General features: G+C 72.1%; 17 protein-coding genes. 7 read left to right on the top strand and 10 right to left on the bottom strand.

What is annotated here, in order from left to right; translation table 11 throughout:
- The 4 genes from KF737_RS17915 to KF737_RS17900 all read right to left on the bottom strand — a co-directional run.
- Positions 1-778, bottom strand: a 778-nt coding sequence (locus KF737_RS17915; protein WP_296458103.1) for a hypothetical protein, incomplete at its 3' end; no start/stop codon positions are given.
- Positions 775-1,164, bottom strand: a complete 390-nt coding sequence (locus KF737_RS17910; RefSeq protein ID WP_296458100.1) for a hypothetical protein — start codon at positions 1,162-1,164, stop codon at positions 775-777. The genes KF737_RS17915 and KF737_RS17910, both read right to left, overlap by 4 nt.
- Positions 1,161-2,186: a hypothetical protein gene (locus tag KF737_RS17905; RefSeq protein WP_296458097.1), complete on the bottom strand. Its 1,026-nt coding sequence runs from the start codon at positions 2,184-2,186 to the stop codon at positions 1,161-1,163. Before KF737_RS17905 ends, KF737_RS17910 begins: the two co-directional genes overlap by 4 nt.
- Entirely contained in the window at positions 2,176-4,797 is a 2,622-nt protein-coding gene (locus KF737_RS17900) for an Npt1/Npt2 family nucleotide transporter (RefSeq protein WP_296458094.1), read from the bottom strand. Before KF737_RS17900 ends, KF737_RS17905 begins: the two co-directional genes overlap by 11 nt.
- Before the next feature lie 129 nt (positions 4,798-4,926).
- Here KF737_RS17900 and KF737_RS17895 point away from each other — a divergent pair, with 129 nt between their 5' ends.
- Positions 4,927-6,555: a SpoIIE family protein phosphatase gene (locus tag KF737_RS17895; protein ID WP_296458092.1), complete on the top strand. Its 1,629-nt coding sequence runs from the start codon at positions 4,927-4,929 to the stop codon at positions 6,553-6,555.
- Between the two features lie 199 nt (positions 6,556-6,754).
- Here KF737_RS17895 and KF737_RS17890 read toward each other — a convergent pair whose 3' ends face one another.
- Both KF737_RS17890 and KF737_RS17885 read right to left on the bottom strand, forming a co-directional pair.
- Positions 6,755-7,339 (bottom strand): N-acetyltransferase, encoded by a 585-nt coding sequence (locus tag KF737_RS17890; RefSeq protein WP_296458089.1) that lies wholly within the window; start codon positions 7,337-7,339, stop codon positions 6,755-6,757.
- Positions 7,336-8,148 carry a hypothetical protein gene (locus KF737_RS17885; RefSeq protein ID WP_296458086.1) on the bottom strand — a complete coding sequence of 271 codons (813 nt, stop codon included), beginning with the start codon at positions 8,146-8,148 and terminating at the stop codon, positions 7,336-7,338. The genes KF737_RS17890 and KF737_RS17885 overlap by 4 nt, the downstream gene beginning before the upstream one ends.
- 98 nt (positions 8,149-8,246) lie before the next feature.
- Between KF737_RS17885 and KF737_RS17880 the strand changes: the two genes are divergently transcribed.
- Positions 8,247-10,742, top strand: a complete 2,496-nt coding sequence (locus tag KF737_RS17880) for a circularly permuted type 2 ATP-grasp protein (protein ID WP_296458083.1) — start codon at positions 8,247-8,249, stop codon at positions 10,740-10,742.
- Positions 10,739-11,620 carry a transglutaminase family protein gene (locus KF737_RS17875; protein WP_296458078.1) on the top strand — a complete coding sequence of 294 codons (882 nt, stop codon included), beginning with the start codon at positions 10,739-10,741 and terminating at the stop codon, positions 11,618-11,620. Before KF737_RS17880 ends, KF737_RS17875 begins: the two co-directional genes overlap by 4 nt.
- 142 nt (positions 11,621-11,762) lie before the next feature.
- Here the strand turns inward: KF737_RS17875 and KF737_RS17870 are convergent, their stop codons facing one another.
- Entirely contained in the window at positions 11,763-12,497 is a 735-nt protein-coding gene (locus KF737_RS17870; protein WP_296458073.1) for an enoyl-CoA hydratase/isomerase family protein, read from the bottom strand.
- 131 nt (positions 12,498-12,628) lie between these two features.
- Here KF737_RS17870 and KF737_RS17865 point away from each other — a divergent pair, with 131 nt between their 5' ends.
- Positions 12,629-13,258 (top strand): TetR/AcrR family transcriptional regulator, encoded by a 630-nt coding sequence (locus KF737_RS17865; RefSeq protein ID WP_296458070.1) that lies wholly within the window; start codon positions 12,629-12,631, stop codon positions 13,256-13,258.
- A gap of 319 nt (positions 13,259-13,577) precedes the next feature.
- Here KF737_RS17865 and ilvC read toward each other — a convergent pair whose 3' ends face one another.
- On the bottom strand, positions 13,578-14,597 hold the full coding sequence (ilvC, locus tag KF737_RS17860) for a ketol-acid reductoisomerase (protein WP_296458069.1): 1,020 nt from the start codon (positions 14,595-14,597) through the stop codon (positions 13,578-13,580).
- A gap of 121 nt (positions 14,598-14,718) precedes the next feature.
- Complete coding sequence (locus tag KF737_RS17855) at positions 14,719-15,222, bottom strand: GNAT family N-acetyltransferase (protein ID WP_296458067.1); 504 nt, start codon at positions 15,220-15,222, stop codon at positions 14,719-14,721.
- A 249-nt stretch (positions 15,223-15,471) separates the two neighbouring features.
- Here KF737_RS17855 and KF737_RS17850 point away from each other — a divergent pair, with 249 nt between their 5' ends.
- Positions 15,472-15,852 (top strand): GFA family protein, encoded by a 381-nt coding sequence (locus KF737_RS17850; RefSeq protein ID WP_296458064.1) that lies wholly within the window; start codon positions 15,472-15,474, stop codon positions 15,850-15,852.
- Entirely contained in the window at positions 15,852-16,280 is a 429-nt protein-coding gene (gene arfB / locus KF737_RS17845; protein ID WP_296458062.1) for an alternative ribosome rescue aminoacyl-tRNA hydrolase ArfB, read from the top strand. Before KF737_RS17850 ends, arfB begins: the two co-directional genes overlap by 1 nt.
- A gap of 37 nt (positions 16,281-16,317) precedes the next feature.
- On the opposite strand, the gene KF737_RS17840 is transcribed toward arfB, so the two are convergent.
- Positions 16,318-16,494 carry a YegP family protein gene (locus KF737_RS17840; RefSeq protein ID WP_296458060.1) on the bottom strand — a complete coding sequence of 59 codons (177 nt, stop codon included), beginning with the start codon at positions 16,492-16,494 and terminating at the stop codon, positions 16,318-16,320.
- 111 nt (positions 16,495-16,605) lie between these two features.
- On the opposite strand from KF737_RS17840, the gene KF737_RS17835 reads away from it, so the two are divergent.
- On the top strand, positions 16,606-17,154 hold the full coding sequence (locus tag KF737_RS17835) for a hypothetical protein (protein ID WP_296458056.1): 549 nt from the start codon (positions 16,606-16,608) through the stop codon (positions 17,152-17,154).
- The last annotated feature ends 285 nt before the right edge of the window (positions 17,155-17,439 follow it).

The following is a 17,439-nucleotide window of genomic DNA, read 5'->3' as shown; positions in this document are numbered from 1 at the left end:
GCGGCAGGGCCTCGACGCGCCAGGCCGCCACCGCGCCGGCCTCGTTCCGCCGCCGGTCGTTCAGCGCCAGTTCGCGCGCGCTGCGCGACAGCCGCCCCGAGACGCTGGTCCGCATCAGCCGCACGGCGTTGGCCAGGTCCCGCGTCTCGCGGATCGACAGCCCCGCCGCCTGCCCGGCCGCGTCCTCCGAGGCGATCAGTGCGCTGTTGACCGCGAGTTCGCGGCCGATCCGCCCCGCGACCCACAGCGCCAGCACCAGGCCCACCGCGCCGGCGCCCGCCACCACGCCCACGATGATGCGCCGCAACGCCGCAAGCCGGTCGTAGAGCGGCCCGGCGTCGATCTCGGCGATGACGTAGCGGCCCCGCCCGGCCGGCGCGACGGCGGTCGCGATGTGCCGCCCGTCCGCCGCCATCGTCACCGGCAGCACCGTCGCCGCCGCCGGCATCCCGATCCGGTGCTTCGTCGCTGCCGGCGCGCGCCCGGCGATGGGCGTCTCGGTCCCGTCGGCGGCCACGACGTAGAGGCCTTCCAGCCCCTCGATGCTGGCGGCGGCCTGCGCCAGGGCGGCGGCGCGGCGCGGGTCGGCCAGCGTCATGGCCAGGTCGTCCGAGCCGGCGGCGAAGGCGGCGGTGGTGACCGCGGCGGCGACCGCCTGGCCCTCCAGCCCGCGCCGCGCCTCGGCCTTCTCCCACAGGTAGAGGAGCGCGCCGTTGACCGCCGCGAGCGCCAGGAACAGCGGCACGACCAGCAGCAGGAAGGTGCGCCGCACGGTCATGCGCCGGCCCTCTCGGCCAGGTCGCGCAGCCCCACGACGAACTCCGGGCACTCGCGGGCGATGGTGAAGACGTGCGGCTTGGCGATCACCAGCGCCTCCAGGCCTTCCGGCCCGGCGACGTAGTCCCGCGCGGCGGCCAGCCCGAACAGCAGCCCCGCGGCGTCGAACACAGGCGGCGCGGCGGCCTCCCCGGCGCGCGCCGCGCCCGAGAGCTGGGCGACCAGCACCTCGGCCACCTGCCCGGCCGGCAGGATGACGCGGCCCGCCGGATAGCTCCGCAGGCGCGCATGGGCGGCGATCAGCAGCAGTTCGGCGTCGTCCAGGCGCGAGAACGGTTCCAGCCCCCGAAGCGCGAACAGCGTGCGGACGACGTCGGCGCCGATCATGGCCGCCCCCTCAGCAGCTCGGCGTCGGCCGCCAGCTCGGGCCGCTCCGCGATCCGCCGCTCCAGCACCCGGCGCGCCCGCGCCCACAGCAGGGCCTCGACGCTGTCGTCGCCGTCCGCGGCGCCCAGCGCCTGGCGGATCACCTCGACGCCGTGCGCGCGGTCCTCGGCCAGGGTCCGGGCGCGGGCGCCGCGCATGGCCGCCACCAGCTCGTCGGCGAGCCCGGCCAGGGCGACGCGCAGCCGGCCCACCTCGCGCGGCGCGCGGCGCTCCACCGGCGGGGCGCGGTCGCCGGTGGCGATGCGCAGCGCGTCGGCCTTCAGCCCCTCGATCGGCTGGGCCACGCGGCGCAGGATGACCAGGATCACCAGCGCGCTCGCCAGCAATGACGCCACGCCGATCATCGCGCTCGCCAGCACCGCGTTCTGCGTCGCCACCCGGATCACCGAGATGTTCACGTCGGCGCCCGCCGTCGCCGCGATCCGCCCGTCGGCCCCGCGCACGGGCGCGGCGGCCGTCTTCAGCAGTCCCCACTGCGCCTGGTACTGGATCGGCGAGGCGTAGATCGCCCCCGTCGCCTGCGTGGCCTTGAGGCCGGCGAGCGTGTCGTCCGGCAGGTCGTCGGGCGAGCCGATGGCCGAATGCTCCTCGCCCTCGGTCGCATCCAGCACGTAGAGCACGTCCTCAGGCCCGCCGATGGCCTGGGTGTAGAGGTAGGTCAGCCCCAGCTCGCGCCGGATGCGCCGCAGCGGCTCGACGTTGCGCCGGTAGACCTCGCCCGCCTCGATGGCCGCCGCATCGGCGCCGGGCCTGGCCAGCGCCATCAGGGCGTCGTGGTCGGCCGGGTCGATCAGGGCGCCGGTGAGCGCGCTCACGGTCTCGAGCCTGCGCGAGAAGCCGTCGAGGATGGTGTCGTAGAGGCGCGCGTAGACCAGCGCGCCCAGCGCCACGGCCACGATCACGATGGCCGGCGCGAAGGTGCGCCAGAGCAGCGCCTGGATCGGGGTCCCGTCAGGCCGCATAGCTGCGTCCGTCGCGCGCCTTCAGCATGGCGAGCGCCAGGTCGGGGTGGCGCGCCGCCACCTCGTCGACGTCGGCCCGCGCGAGCCACCACGACCCCCCGGCCAGCAAAAGCTCGGTGGGCCGCCGCCCCTGCGGCGCGGGCGTCGCGCGCTCGGCGAGCGCGGTCAGCGCATCCAGCGTGGCCGGCGCGAACTCGGGCCGCGTCGCGAGCGCCTGCACCAGGTCCACCAGCGTCGGCGACGCCGGCTCCAGGCTGAGCAGGATCGAGACTCCGCGTCGCAGGGCGGGCGGCATGTCGGGCTCCAGCGCCGGCCGAAGCCGCGTCGCCAGCGCTTCGGGCGGCAGCAGGCGCGCCATGGCCTGGGCCGCCGCCGCGGCCTCGAAGAGCCGGCCGCTCGCCACGGCCTCGTCGCAGATGTGCAGGAGGTCGCCCGCCACGCCCCGGCCCGCGCCCCGACGGGTCACCAGCGGCTCCAGCAGCCGCCAGGTGGCATGGTCGACGCCACTGGCGATGGCCTCGATGGCGTTGCCGCGCACCTTCGGGTTCGCCGAATGCAGCGAGACGATCAGCAGGTCGAAGTCCGGCAACTGGCCGCCCAGCGCCAGCAGCTCCAGCACGAAATCGACCGACGCCCCGATGCGCTCGCGGTAGGCGCGGGCGAGGAGGCGGACCGCGGCGTCCGTCCCGGCGCCGGCCTCCAGCGCCTGGGCCGACTCGAGCCTGCGCCCCGTCGCCGCGAGCTCCTCGCGCACGAGCCGGTCGAGCTGCGACAGGAACTGCGCCTGGCTCAGCGCCGAGAGCGCCCGCGCCGCCAGCGCCCGTGCGCGATACGGCAGATCGTCCGCGCCCAGGGCCTGCGCCAGCCGCGGGATCGCCGCCTCGCCCAGGCCCGCCAGCAGGTCCTCGGTCGCCCGCAGTTCGCGCGGGCTGAGCTGCGCCGCGGCCGGCAGGATCTGCGGGATCGCCTCCACGTCGCCGATGACGGCCAGCAGCTTCAGGATCGTCTCGCGGCTGGCGCGGTCCATCCGCGGCAGGTTGGCGACCAGCGGGCCGACCAGGTGGATGTCGCCATGGCCCACCACGCTGGCCAGCGAACTCACCGCATAGCGCCGCACCGAGGGCGAAGGGTCGGCCAGCTTCCCGGCGAACTCGTCGGTGGCGGCCGAGATCTCGGGGTCGATCTGCGCCGGGGCCTGCGAGGTCGCGGTCCGGCTGCGCAGCAGCTCCCGCGCCGCCGCCGCCGCGCCGGAGTCGGGCTCGCGCGTCTTGGCCTCCAGCAGCGCCACCGCGTCGGCGTCGAACCGCGGCGTGCGCGCGGCCGGGTCGCCGAAGTTCAGCCAGCCGTGACGCATGTTGGCCTCCATCGCCGCCGGATAGAGGTGGCGCAGCGCCACGACGACGCCGATCAGCGCCGCGCCCAGCAATACGCCCACGCCCGACAGCTCGCGCACGTCGAACGCCTTGGCGACCAGCAGCAGGAAGCCGCCCGCGACCAGACTGGCCAGCGGTTCGGCCAGCCCCTCGACCACCGTCCGGAACGGCCGCTTCACCGCCGACGGCGTCGCATTGAACAGCAGGTTCTGGTTGTTGTACTCGATCGACGTCAGCACGCCGTGGTAGGCGAAGAACGCCGCCAGCGCCGCCACCTCGCCGCCGGCCAGGAAGAAATAGGCGAAGACCGCGAAGTAGGTCGCCGGCAGGATCAGGGCGACGTTGCGCACCCCCATCCGCCCGACCAGCCGGTTGAAGACGAACAGGCAGACGATCAGGTTGAAGCCGCTGGTCGCCGCATAGAGCCCGCCGAACAGGCTCGCGAGCTCGGCTTCGCTGCGCCCCTTCTGGAGCACCGACGAGTACTGGAACTCGATCAGGTTGGTGAGCAGCAGCGTCACGAACAGGGTCGCGGTCAGCATGAGGGCGTAGGGCGAGGCCCGGAACGTCCGGAAGACAAGGAGCAGTTGCTGGGCCACGCCGCGGCTCTCGGCGTCGAGGTCGGTGTCGCTGTCGGCGATCCGCGCGAACCGCCGCCGCACGAGCATGGCCACCGGCGCCGTCAACCCCGCGATCGCGGCCCACGCCGCGAGGAACCCCGGCAGCGAGACGACCCCCGCCAGCGCCGAGACGATCAGCGACCCGAAGGTGACGCCCAGGGCGCAGAAGGCGGCGAACAGCGGGAACAGCCGCTTGGCGTCCTGGATGTCGAAGAACGCGTCCGTGAAGTTCCAGAACAGGGTGTAGAGCCCGATGTACCACATCGCGAGGTACAGCTTCAGCGCGTAGTAGATCGCGACCTGATCCTTGGGCCCCGTCTCCAGCAGCCAGGCGAAGGCGAGCCCGCCCGCCGCCAGCAGCGCCAGCGTCACGTCCACCACCCGGTCGAACGAGAAGCGCACCTGCAGGAACGAGAAGATCGCCGTGTAGACGACCATCACCGGCGGCGTGAGCAGGAAGATCACCGGCAGCTTCGCCGGCCCGACGTGACTCAGGAACGCCGCGTCGCCGGCCGCGAAGCCGATACCGAGCCCCGTCTGCAGCATCAGCCCGAACAGGCCGAACTGCAGGAGCTTGCCCCACTCCCCGCGCTCCACCCGGAAGAGGCGGTTCAGCACCTCCACAGCCTTGTCCGCCCCCCTCGCCTGATCTCCCGGGCCGCGAATCGCCTCAACTGGCGCGGGAGCAACGCTTCCTTATAGACTAGCTTCCTATCCCCGAGGGGTAGAGGGCGGGCGTTGGGCGGAATGGTCGACGAAAGCGCAGAGGTCGAGCGCCGGCGCCACCGCTTCGGGCTGAAGGCGCAGCTCCTGCTGTTGCTGTTCGCGCTGAACCTGGTGGGCGCGTCGGTCTATTCGGCGGTCCTCTACAGGATCGACAAGGCCGCCATCCTGGACGGCATCGACGGGCGCCTGCGCACGGCCGTCCTGGCCGTGAAGGAGATGGCCGACGACGACTACCACGCCCGGATCACCGGCCCGGACTCGATCCCCTGGCAGGAGTACGACCGGCTGCAGTACCGCCTCTCGCGCTTCGCCGAGGGGGCCGACCTCGCCTATGTCTACACCTACATGAAGTTCGGCGATCAGATCCGGACCGTGGCGACCAGCGCGACGCGCGAGGAGATCGAGACCCGCAAGCAGGTGAAGTTCTTCACCCTCTACGACACGGCGCCCAGGCGGCTCTACGCCAGCTTCGCCGACGGCAAGGGCCGCTTCGACGAGTACAGCGACAGCTTCGGCCGCTTCCGCTCGATCTACCTGCCGGTGCGCGGCGTCGACGACCGCACCTATGTCGCGGGCGCCGACATCGACCTCGCCGTCGTGCGCGAGCAGACGATGAAGGCGCTGAAGACCTCCATCCTGATCGGCGCCGGCATGTTCGCGCTCTCGATGGCGCTGGGCTGGCTGCTGGTCGACCGCATCGTCCAGCCGCTCGCGCGCCTCACCCTCTTCACGCGCAACATGGGCCAGCGGAACTTCCAGCCCGACGAGACCGAGGCCGCCGCCATGCAGCGGATCGGCGTGACCCGCTCGGACGAGGTCGGCAGCCTGGCCGAGGCCATGACCGCCATGATCGCGCGCCTGCAGCGCTACCTGATCGATATGGAGCAGGCGACCGCCGCGCGCGAGCGGGTCGAGGGCGAGCTCTCCGCCGCGCGCGACATCCAGGTGGGCATGCTGCCCCGGCGCTTCCCGCCCTTCCCGGCGCGCACGGACGTCGACATCTTCGCCCTGCTGGAATCCGCCAAGCAGGTGGGCGGCGACCTCTACGACTATGTGCTGGTCGACGAGCACCGGCTGTTCTTCGTGGTCGGCGACGTCTCGGGCAAGGGTGTGCCGGCGGCGCTGTTCATGGCCATGACGACGACACTGTTCAAGGCCACCGCGCTCACCGCCATGACCATCGGCGAGGTCATCGCCCGGGTGAACGCCGAGCTGAGCCGCGACAACGCCGCCCAGATGTTCGTCACCGCCTTCGCGGGCGTGCTCGACCTGCGCACCGGCCGCGTCGACTATGCCGTGGGCGGCCACGAGCCGCCCTTCCTGCGCCGCGCCGACGGGGCGATCACGCGGCTGCCCAAGGCCAGGGGCATCGCGCTGGGCGTGTTCGAGGAGGCCGAGTTCGAGACCGCGTCCTGCCAGCTCGCCCCCGGCGACGCGCTCATCCTGTTCACCGACGGCGTCTCGGAGGCCACCAACGCCGCCGAGGACCTCTACACCATCGCCCGCATCGAGACGGCGCTCTCCACGGCGCTGCCCGACTCCAGCGCCCGCGGCATCGCCCAGGGCCTCGCCGAGGACGTCCGCGTCTTCGTCGGCGAAGCGCCCCAGGCCGACGACGTCGCCATCCTGGTCGTGCGATACGAGGGCTGACTCCTCTCCCCCGTGAGCGCAGCGGAACGGAGAGGGAGAGGGCAGGGAGAGGGCGGCTCGGCGCCAGGGCCGGCACGATCGGTGACCCCTATGGACGAGCGGTTCGGGGCGGAACCGCCGTGCAGGCCGATCCGCCTGCGCCGCCCTCTCCCAGCCCTCTCCCTCTCTTCGCGCTACGCGCTCGGGGGAGAGGAGACCTTCACCGCGGCCGGCGGATCATCGGGTAGAGGCCGGGGAAGTCGCCGGGCTGGACGAAGCCCATCACCTCGAAGCCGAAGCGTTCGTAGAGCGGCACGTTCTTCGGGTTCGAGCTTTCCAGATAGGCGATCACGCCGTCCTCGTCGCAGCGCTTCAGCGATTCCTTCAGGATCGCCGAGCCCCAGCCGCGGCCCTGGCGCGCCGGGTCGACCCCGATCATGGCCAGGTACCAGTGCGGCTCGTCCGGATGGTACTGCGCCATCAGGTCGCCGACCTCGCCGAGCGTCGGCAACTTCTCCTCGCGGGCCATCTCGCCGACGACGGCCAGCATCGCCTCACGGTCGGACGTCACCCCCGGCGGCAGCCACAGCGCCGCGGCCGCGCCGTCGTCGGCCAGCCAGGCCGTGCCGAGCTCGACCGCCGCCCCGCCCATCCCGGTCGCGAACCGGTGGAAGCCGCGCAGCAGCTTGTCGGGCGTATCCAGCACGAAGCGCAGGCAGGGGTCGCCGGCGAAGGCCAGCAGCAGGGTGTCGAGGACCGCGGCGTTCTCGTCCGCCGCCGCCACGTGGATCATATGTTCGCTCATGCCAACCTCACCGGCGGCCGTTCGCGGCCGTGGACCTTCTTCAGGTAGAACCGCATGTCCTCGATGGCGGCGGCAAGCTCGTCCGCGCCGGCGGGCTCGGCCGCCATCGCCCTCGCCAGCACCGGGTCGGCTTCGACCTCCCAGGGCAGGAACCGCATCGCGCCGTCCGCCTCCAGCATCCAGACGATCGGATAGGACCGGCCGAACATCACGCCCTTCAGCGCCTCGCGGCCCATCAGGTAGAAGACGGCCTCCTGCGCGTTCCTCGCCCCCAGCACCGCCTCCAGCACGTCCAGCGAGACCACCATCACGCCCGGGCGCGCGAACTTGGCGATCCGGAAGCCCAGGTCGATGTCGGGGCCGATGAAGTCCACGTGCTCTCCCGAGCCGCTCGACAGCTCGGGGATCTCGATCTCGATGTTCTGGTCGTCGAACTCGGCCAGCCACGCCGTGCCCTTGAGCCGGAGCGGCAGTTGCTGGAAGTGCCGCGCCTCGTAGAGCGCCATGGTCTTCAGGATCGTCGTCAGGATCGTGGTCAGCTCCTCGGCGCTGCCCGGCTCGCAGACGAACACCACCTCGTCGCCCATCACCTTCCAGACCGAGATGGCCGGCGTCGCGTCGTCCTCCAGGAAGGCGAGGCCGATCTGGCCCGCGACCATCAGCGGGAAGCTCGTGAAGAACGCCTTGAAGATGCCCAGCCACGCCTCGGCGCCCTGGCCCGTGAAGCGCGCCTTGAACTCGGTCGAGCCCACCATGTCGACGGACAGGAACAGCCGCGCCATCGTCTTCCCCGCAACCCGCTTCGCCACGCGCAGTTGAGCAGGCGCCGCGCGTCGCGCCAAGGCGGCATGACTCCCCGGAACCTATGCTACGGTCGCCGCGGGGACGGGGAGATGGGCGAGAGTCGGTGGCGGACGACAACTCCACGGCAGCGAGACGACGCGGCGCCGACCAGCTCAAGCGCTGGCTGGACGGCTATCGCACCCTGCCGGGCGCGCCCGACGAGCTGATGGGCCTGGGCGGCCAGCCCGCCGAGCACTGGATGGGCTTCCTGCGCGAGATCGCCGGCGCCGCGTCCGACGACCGCTTCGGCATGGCCGCGCGCCATATCCGCGACTCGGGCGCCTCGTACCGCATCTACGGCGAGGAGGCCGAGCGGAGCTGGCCGCTCGACCCGGTGCCGCTGATCCTCAGCCAGGGCGAGTGGGACGAGATCTCCGCCGGGGTGATCCAGCGCGCCGAGCTGATGGAGGCCGTCCTCCGCGACCTCTACGGCGAAGGCCGGCTGGTCGGCGAAGGAGTCCTTCCCGCCGCCGTGGTCACCGGCAGCCCCGACTTCCTGCGCGCCATGCGCGGCGTGGCCCCGCCGGCCGGCCGCTACCTGCAGGTCTACGCCGCCGACCTCGGCCGCGGCCCCGACGGGCGCTGGTGGGTGCTGGAGGACAAGGCCCAGGCCCCCTCGGGCGCCGGCTACGCGCTGGAGAACCGCCTCGTCGTCAGCCGCGCCTATCCGAACCTCTACACCAGCCTGAACGTCCACCGCCTGGCGCCCTTCTTCGACGCGCTGCGCCGCGGCCTCGCCGCCACCGCCGAGCGGGACGAGCCGCGCATCTGCCTGCTCAGCCCGGGCCCGTTCAGCCAGACCTACTTCGAGCAGGCCCACCTCGCCCGCTACCTCGGTTTCCTGCTGGTCGAGGGCGACGACCTGGTGGCGCGCGACGGCAAGGTCTGGGTGCGCACCATCGCGGGCCTGAAGCGCGCCGACGTCATCCTGCGGCGCGTCGATTCGGACTTCCTCGACCCGCTGGAGCTGAACGCCGCCTCCCGGCTGGGCGTGCCCGGCATGCTGGAGGCGATCCGTTCCGGCGGGGTCACGGTGCTCAACATGCCCGGCGCCGGCGTCGTCGAGTCCCGCGCCCTGATGGGCTTCTCGGCGTCGCTGTGCCGGCGGCTGCTGGGCGAGGAGCTGAAGCTGCCCAACATCGCCACCTGGTGGTGCGGCCAGCCGCGCGAGCAGGCGCTGGTCGAAGCCGAGCTCGAGCACATGGCCGTCGCCCCGGCCTTCCCGGGCCACGCCGGCCCGCTCGCCGGCCCCCGCCTCTTCGCCGACCTCGCGCCCGGGCAGAAGGCCGAGCTGCGCGCGCGCCTCGCCGACCGCCCCGGCGACTTCGTGGGCCAGGAGGTGGCGCAGCTCTCGACCATGCCGGTGCTGCGGAACGGCCGGCTGGAGCCGACGCCCTTCGTGCTGCGCGTCTTCTGCGCCGCCACGCCCGAGGGCCTGCGCGTCATGCCGGGCGGCTTCTGCCGCACGTCCGACGGCGCCGACGTCCGCGCGGTCTTCATGGGCGAGGGCGCGCGCACCAACGACGTCTGGATCGTCGACGACAAGCCCGTCGAGCGCATGACCCTGATCCAGACCGGCGAGGACGTGAAGGTGCGCCGCATCCTGGGCCACCTGCCCAGCCGCGCCGCCGACAACCTGTTCTGGCTGGGCCGCTACCTGGAGCGCACCGAGGCCACGGCGCGCATGGTCCGCGCCCTCTGCTCCAGCGTGATGGATTCGGAGTCCGCCCTGCACGGCCGCGGCCAGACCTTCGAGGCGCTGCGCGCGATCCTCGTCGACTGGGGCGCGCTGAAGGGCGACGGCGGACTGGCGGCCGACGCGGTGAGGAACAGCCTGCAGGACGCCTCGGCCTGGGGCTCGGTGATCAACCTCGTCCGCTCGGCCAAGCGCACCGCGTCCGGCATGCGCGAGCGGCTCAGCGCCGACTTCTGGGGCCTGCTGGTCGACCTGGAGGCCGACCTCGCCGGCGGCGCGGGCTCCATCCACAACGAGGCCGAGGCCCTGGAGCAGGTGGAGAATGCGCTGCGCCACCTCGCCGGACTCTCAGGGCTCGCGCAGGAGAACATGAACCGCGTCGCGGGCTGGCGCTTCCTCGACATGGGCCGGCGCATCGAGCGCGGCGCCAACACCTGCCAATTCGTCCGCACCCTGGCCCACGACGAAGCCTCGATCGACGACCTCGACCTCCTGCTCGACCTCAACGACAGCCAGATCACCTACCGCGCGCGCTACATCATCGGCCTCGCGCTGAACCCGGTCCGCGACCTCGTCATGCTCGACCCGTTCAACACCCGCTCGGTCGCCTTCCAGGTCGAGGCGCTGAAGGAGCACATCGCGGTCCTGCCGACCCTGCAGGAAGACGGCATCGCCGAGGCGCCGTCGCGCATCCTGCTGCCGCTGGCCGCCGAACTGGAGACCGAGGACGCCTCGGCGCTCTTCGCCGACAACGTGCAGCGCTACGAGGAGACGCTGTTCAGCCTCGCCAACGCCATCGCCGACCGCTTCTTCCTGCAGGGCGCCAACGCCGTGCCGACGGTCAAGCTGGTGGGGCTGGCGTGAACTACAGGCTGCGCCACCGGACCACCTACAGCTACGACGACGTCGTCGGCTTCGCCCGCTGCGTGCTGCGGCTCACGCCGCGCTCGTCGCCCACCCAGACGGTGCTGGAGAGCGAGGTCACCGTCACGCCGGCGCCGTCCGCCGAGCTCGACCGCACCGGCCCGTTCGGCGCGCGCATCCTCACCGTCACGGTGGACACGCCGCACAAGGCCCTGGTGATCGAGGCCAACTCGCGCATCGACGTCCACGTCCCGCCGCCGGGCGATCCCGCGCAGAGCCCGCCGTGGGAGCAGGTCCGCAGCGCGGCGCTCGCCGCCTCCGACCTCGGCCCGGACGGCCCGGCCGCCTATCTCTTCCCGACGCAGCGCACGCCGATCGTCCCCGGGATCACCGAGTACGCGCGGGCGAGCTTCCCGCCCGGCCGCCCCATCCTGGCGGCGATCGACGAGCTCAACCGGCGCATCAACCGTGAATTCCGCTACGACCCCGGCGCGACCGAGGTCTCGACGCCCGTCGCCCAGGCCTTCGCCGCCCGCCACGGGGTCTGCCAGGACTTCGCCCAGATCATGATCTGCGGCCTGCGAGGCCTCGGCCTCCCGGCGGCCTACGTCTCGGGCTACCTGCGCACCATCCCGCCCCCGGGCCGGCCGCGCCTGGAAGGCGCCGACGCCACCCACGCCTGGGTCTCGGTCTGGTGCGGCGAGGCGCTGGGCTGGGTCGGCGTCGACCCGACCAACGCCATCCTGGCCGGCGACGACCACCTGGTCCTGGCCGTCGGCCGCGACTACGCCGATGTCGCCCCCATCGACGGCGTCATCCTCGCCTCCGGCGCCCAGACCCTGAAGGTCGAGGTGGACGTGATTCCTTCCCTCCCTTGATGGGGAGGGACAGACCGCGCGAGCGCGGTCAGGGTGAGGGAGTGGGGTCCGAAGCTGTGAGTTGGGCTGAGCTTGTCCTGAAACGCCGGCGTTCAGGCCTGGACTCCCTCACCCTGGCCGCTGCGCGGCCTGTCCCTCCCCATCAAGGGAGGGAGCGCCGCACGATCATCAGCATCTGGTTGCGCTCCTCGGCCTCGATAGCGGCGGTGAAGCTGGGCTGCTCCAGCGAGGCGTCGAACGAGCGCTTGCTGACACGCAGCGCGTCGGGCGCGGCCTTCAGCATCTCGCGCGCCATCGTCTCCCCATGTCCGTCGAGGTCGTCCTCGGACGTCACCGCCGACACCAGGCCGGACGACAGGGCGTCCGCCGCGCGGATCGGCCGGTTGGTCAGCAGGGTCTCGCGCGCCTTCGACAGCCCGATCATCCGCTGCAACCGCCAGGCGACCCCGAGCTCCGTGCCCGACAGGCCGATGGCGATGAAGGCCGGATAGAAGGCCGCGCTCCCGCTGGCCACGATCACGTCGCAGGCCAGCGCCATGGCCATGCCGCCGCCGGCCGCCGCGCCGCGCACCGTGGCGATCAGCGGCTGCGGGCACGACCGCATGGCGCCCATCAGGTCGCGCAGCACCCAGTCGCCGCGCGGGCCGTCCTGCAAGGCGTCGGGTTGGCCCATGGCCTTCAGGTCGGCGCCGGCGCTGAAGCCGCGCCCTGCGCCGCGCAGGATCACCACGCGTACGTCGCGGTTGCGCCGCAGCCCCTCGAAGTGGGCCAGCAGCGCCTCGGCCATCGGCTGGTTCAGCGCGTTCAGCCGGTCGGGCCGGTTCATCGTGACCCGTTGCAGCCCCTCGCCCAGGTCTTCGACCGCAAGGATGTCCATGGCGCCTCTCCCGTGCTCTCCGTCCGACCATGTCGCCCCGCCGCGCCGGCGGCAACGGCGCCGTCGCGTCAGCGTTGCAGCGCTGCAAGATTGGGGTGGCGCGGACTCCCGCGTTCTGCCAATTCGACGGCATGACCGACGCTGGCGAGCTCGCCTACATCATCCCGCCGCAGCAGGCGCGCTCGCAGCGGTTCCTGCTGAAGGTGCTGGAGGCCGCCGAGACGATCCTGCGGCGCGACGGGGTCGAGGGGCTGACCATGCCGGCGGTGGCGCTGGAGGCCGGCGTCTCCGTGGGCGGCATCTACCGGCGGTTCGAGACCAAGCAGGACCTGCTGCGCGCCATCAAGGACCGGTTCCTCACCCGCGCCGAGCAGTCGGTGGCCGACGCCCTCGACGGGCGGCTGACGAGCCTCGACGACGTGGTGCGGAACTTCATCGACACCCTGCTCAAGGGCGGCCCCGGCGCCGACCTCTTCGGCCTGATGGTCGAGAGCAGGACCGACGACCCCTCCATGCGCGACCGCGGCAACGCGACCGTCAGGCGCCTGCGCGACTCGCTGGCCGCGGCGCTGGCGCCGCACCGCGCCGAGATCGCCCACGACGACCCGGACGCCGCCATCGACTGGGCGGTCTTCATCCTGATCTCGGCGATCATGCGCCGCCTGCGGGGCCACGTGAGCCCGGCCCCGTCGCTCTCCTGGCCGGCCATGCGCCGCGAACTGGCGCGCATGATGGTCAGCTACCTGAAGGTATCCGCCTAGGCCGGGAAGGAGCAGGGCAGAGGCCTACCGCGCCAGCCAGCGGGCGGGCAGCCGGTATTCCGGGCGGCTGGGCCGGATCAGGTCGAGGCCGACCATCACGCCGAGGCCCAGGAAACGGCACATCGTTCGGAACGTCTGCATGAAGCCCTCCTGGTCAAGGCTGCAACGACCAGCGGAGCCATAGGTTGCGCGGAGTCGATGACGCCGGCGTGTCAGCCCGCGCCCGAAACGAAGACGGCCCGGGATCGCCCCCGGGCCGTTCCGTGTCGTCGCTGGATCCCCGCCTTCGCGGGGATGAGTCGGCGGCTTCGCCGCTCGCTCAGTTCCGCGCAGTATCAACCAGCTTGTTCTTGGTGATCCAGGGCATCATGGCGCGCAAGCGCTGGCCGACGTCCTCGATCTGGTGCTCGGCGCCGCGGCGGCGCGTGGCCTTGAAGCTGGGGGCGCCGATGGCGTTCTCGGCCATGAAGTCGCGCACGAAGCGGCCCGACTGGATGTCGTCCAGCACCCTCTTCATCTCGGCCTTGGTCTCGGCGGTGACGATGCGGGGGCCGGTGACGTACTCGCCGTACTCCGCGGTGTTGGAGATCGAGTAGTTCATGTTGGCGATGCCGCCCTCGTAGATCAGGTCCACGATCAGCTTCACCTCGTGCAGGCACTCGAAGTAGGCCATCTCGGGGGCGTAGCCCGCCTCGACCAGGGTCTCGAAGCCGGCGCGGATCAGCTCCACCAGGCCGCCGCAGAGCACGGCCTGCTCGCCGAACAGGTCGGTCTCGCATTCCTCGCGGAAGTTGGTCTCGATGATGCCCGAACGGCCGCCGCCGATGGCGCTGGCGTAGGCGAGGCCCAGGTCCATGGCGCCGCCGGTGGGGTTCTGGTGGATGGCGATCAGGCACGGCACGCCGCCGCCCTTCTGGTACTCGCCGCGCACCGTGTGGCCGGGGCCCTTGGGCGCCACCATCAGCACGTCGATGCCGGGGGCCGGCTCGATCAGGTTGAAGTGGACGTTCAGGCCGTGGGCGAACAGCAGGGCCGCGCCGTCCCTGATGTTGGGCGCGATCTCGGCGTTGTAGATGCCGCGCTGCAGCTCGTCGGGGGCCAGCACCATCAGCATGTCGGCCCACTTGGCGGCGTCGGCCACGCTCATCACCTTCAGGCCGTCGGCCTCCACCTTCTTGGCGGTGGCCGAGCCGGGCTTCAGGGCGACCGCGACGTTCTTCACGCCGGAGTCCTTCAGGTTCAGCGCGTGCGCGCGGCCCTGGGAGCCATAGCCTACGATGGCGATCTTCTTGTCCAGGATGCGGGAAATGTCGGCGTCGCGGTCGTAGTAGACGCGCATGTTCGTTCTCCTAGGGGCGTGAAGACCGCCGCATCCGCGCAACGGCGGTGCAGCAAAGCCGGGGGTGTGAAGCGGTTTTTTGCGCAATGGTCAAGAGAGAGGCGGTCAAGGGAGCGACCCGTCACAGGCGGAGCCTGGCCATGGCCAGGCTGTCGACATACCGGCCGTTCCGCCACGCGTAGGCGCGGTAGAGACCCTCCCGCTCGAAGCCGAAGCGTTCGTAGAGCGCGATGGCGCGGGTGTTGTCGGCATAGACGTTGAGCTCGATGCGGCGGACCTGCAGCCAGTTGTCGGCGAGCTCGATCATCGCGGCGACCAGGGCCGAGCCCGCGCCACGGCCGGCGTAGGCGTCGTGCACCGCGATCCCGAACTGGGCGGCGTGGCTGCGCCGGGCGTGCTCGTACCGGTCGAGGCCCAGCGCGCCGATCACCTTGCCGTCGATCACCGCCACCAGGCGCGTCAGGTTCGCCCCCGTCGACGCGTGCCGCTTCTGCCGCGCTTCGAGCGAGGTGAAGGGCAGTTGCAGGGTGCCGGCGTAGGCGTTGGGCTGGTTCCACGCCTCCGTCAGGTCCGGCAGGTCGCCGGGCTCCATGGCGCGGACCAGGACGTCGGAAAGCGGCTCCATCGGTCTCGTCTCCTGTGGCGGGAGGACGGGGCCAGGAAAAAGCCCCGTCCGGATCCCGGCGGGGCTGGTGTGTGGGTCTGGTCTGCGGCTTTGTTTCGCTAGCGCACGACATCCCTCACCGGCCCGCCGGAGGCGGTCGGAACAAGACGTACGTTCATGGCGAAGCAGCCGCGCATGACGGCTCCATAGCCTGAGCGGCCGCGAATCGCAAAGGCTGCGCGAGCCTGCAAACCATGGCATCCGATGCGCATGACCCGGCGGACCGCGACCTGCGCCTGCGGGCAGGTGCGCGTCACCTGCGAGGGCGAGCCCCTGAAGGTCTCGCTGTGCCACTGCCGCGAGTGCCAGCGGCGCACCGGCGGCCCGTTCGGCGTGGCCGCCTTCTTCCCGCGTGAGGCGGTCGCCGCGACCGGCGAGACGCGCGAGTTCCGCCGGCCGTCGGACAGCGGCTTCGACCTCATCTTCCGCTTCTGCCCGGCCTGCGGCTCGACGGTGTGGTGGGAGGCGCTGCGCATGCCCGACCGCATCGCGGTGGCCGCCGGCGCCTTCGCCGACCCCGACTTCCCGCCGCCCGGCCAGGCCGTCTACCGCGAGCACCGCCACGCCTGGATCCCCGAGGACCTGATCTGATGCCGATCGAGGTCACCCCCGCCATCGCCCTGGAGGACGACGAGGCGCAGGTGCGCGCCGTCCGCGCCTCCGGCCCTGGCGGGCAGCACGTCAACAAGGTCTCGACGGCCATCGAGCTGCGCTTCGACGTGCGCGGGTCGCCCAGCCTGCCCGAGGGCGTGCGCGCGCGGCTGGAGAAGCTCGCGGGGTCGCGGCTCACCCAGGAGGGCGTTCTGGTGCTGGTGGCTCAGGGCAGCCGCTCGCAGGAGATGAACCGGCAGGCGGCGCTGGAGCGGCTGGTCGAGCTCGTCCGCCGGGCGGCCGAACCGCCGCCTCCGCCGCGCAAGAAGACCCGGCCGACCTACGCCTCGAAGCTGCGCAGACTGGAGGGCAAGACGCGGCGGGGCGGCGTCAAGGCCATGCGGGGCAAGCCGCGCGGGGACGATTGAGATTCGTCCTCGCGCCCGCCCAGGTCCGGCGCAGTGGCTAGCTGTTGTCTTCGGTCGGCGCGCCGGGGCCGTTCTTCTTGATGCTCTCGATGGCGTTCTGGGCGCTCGCCTTCGAGCTGTAGCCCTCGGTCGAGAACATCGTCTCGGAATTGTATTTGAACCGGACCCGGAACTCGCCGGCCTTGTCCTTGTAGATTTCGAACTTATGGGCCATCAGCCCCTCCTCGATAACGCCCCCCGGGCTTCGGATGTTAAGCGGGTTCCGGCCGCCCCGGTCAAGCCGGTGCTGGCAAGGCCTGGGCGCATTCGCCTATAAGGTGACGCCATGTCCCGTACCCCCCTGATCGGCCTCGTCGGGCTCGCCGCCCTCGTCTCCGCCTGTACGCCCAGCCTGGGCCCGCCGCCGCCCGGCGGCGCCGGGCCGCCGCCGCGGCCGGTCATGGGCGCGGCCCCGCCGTTCGACGCCGGCGACTTCGCCTGGTCGCAGCGGACCGGCCGCAACCTGATCGCGGGCCGCGTCACCTATCGCATCGGGGGCGTGCGCTACACCTGCGCCGGCTCGTCCGTGGTGCTGACGCCCGAGACGCCCTGGTCGGCGCGACGGATGACCTACCTCTATGGCTCGGGCGAGCGCGCGGCCCTGCCGGCCGACGAGGTCCGCGCGCGCACGCCGGGCGCTCCGCCGGGAGACGCCGGCCCCTACGTGAAGCGCACCACCTGCGACGACGCCGACCAGTTCGCCTTCGGCGGCCTGGCCGACGGCGCCTGGTACGTCATCACCATCGCCCGCCCGGTCGGCGGCGCGGGCGGCACGGTGGCCCTGATGAAGCGCGTGATGGTCCGCGGCGGCCGCACGGCGCCGGTGGCGCTGTAGGCGCCACCATCCCTCCCCTTCAGGGGAGGGCCATCGCATATGGATGCGGGTGGCCGAAAGGCCCTCGGTCAAACCGCAGAGATCGCGGAGATACGCAGAGGATTCCTGTGGATCCGCGACTTCTCTGCGTATCTCCGCGATCTCTGCGGTTCATAAATCGGGCGGACAAGCCGCCCACAATCCATATGCGATGGCCCTGCCCTTGAGGGGAGGGACAGCTCGCCCCCCGGGACCGGCCAGGGGCCGGCCCGAGGACAGGCTCAGGCGAGCCGGGTGGGGAAACCT

Source organism: Phenylobacterium sp. (assembly GCF_019636135.1).
In the GTDB taxonomy this organism is placed as follows: domain Bacteria; phylum Pseudomonadota; class Alphaproteobacteria; order Caulobacterales; family Caulobacteraceae; genus Phenylobacterium.
The sequence above is the reverse complement of the archived record's forward strand: the minus strand, read 5'-3'. Positions and strand labels throughout refer to the sequence as shown.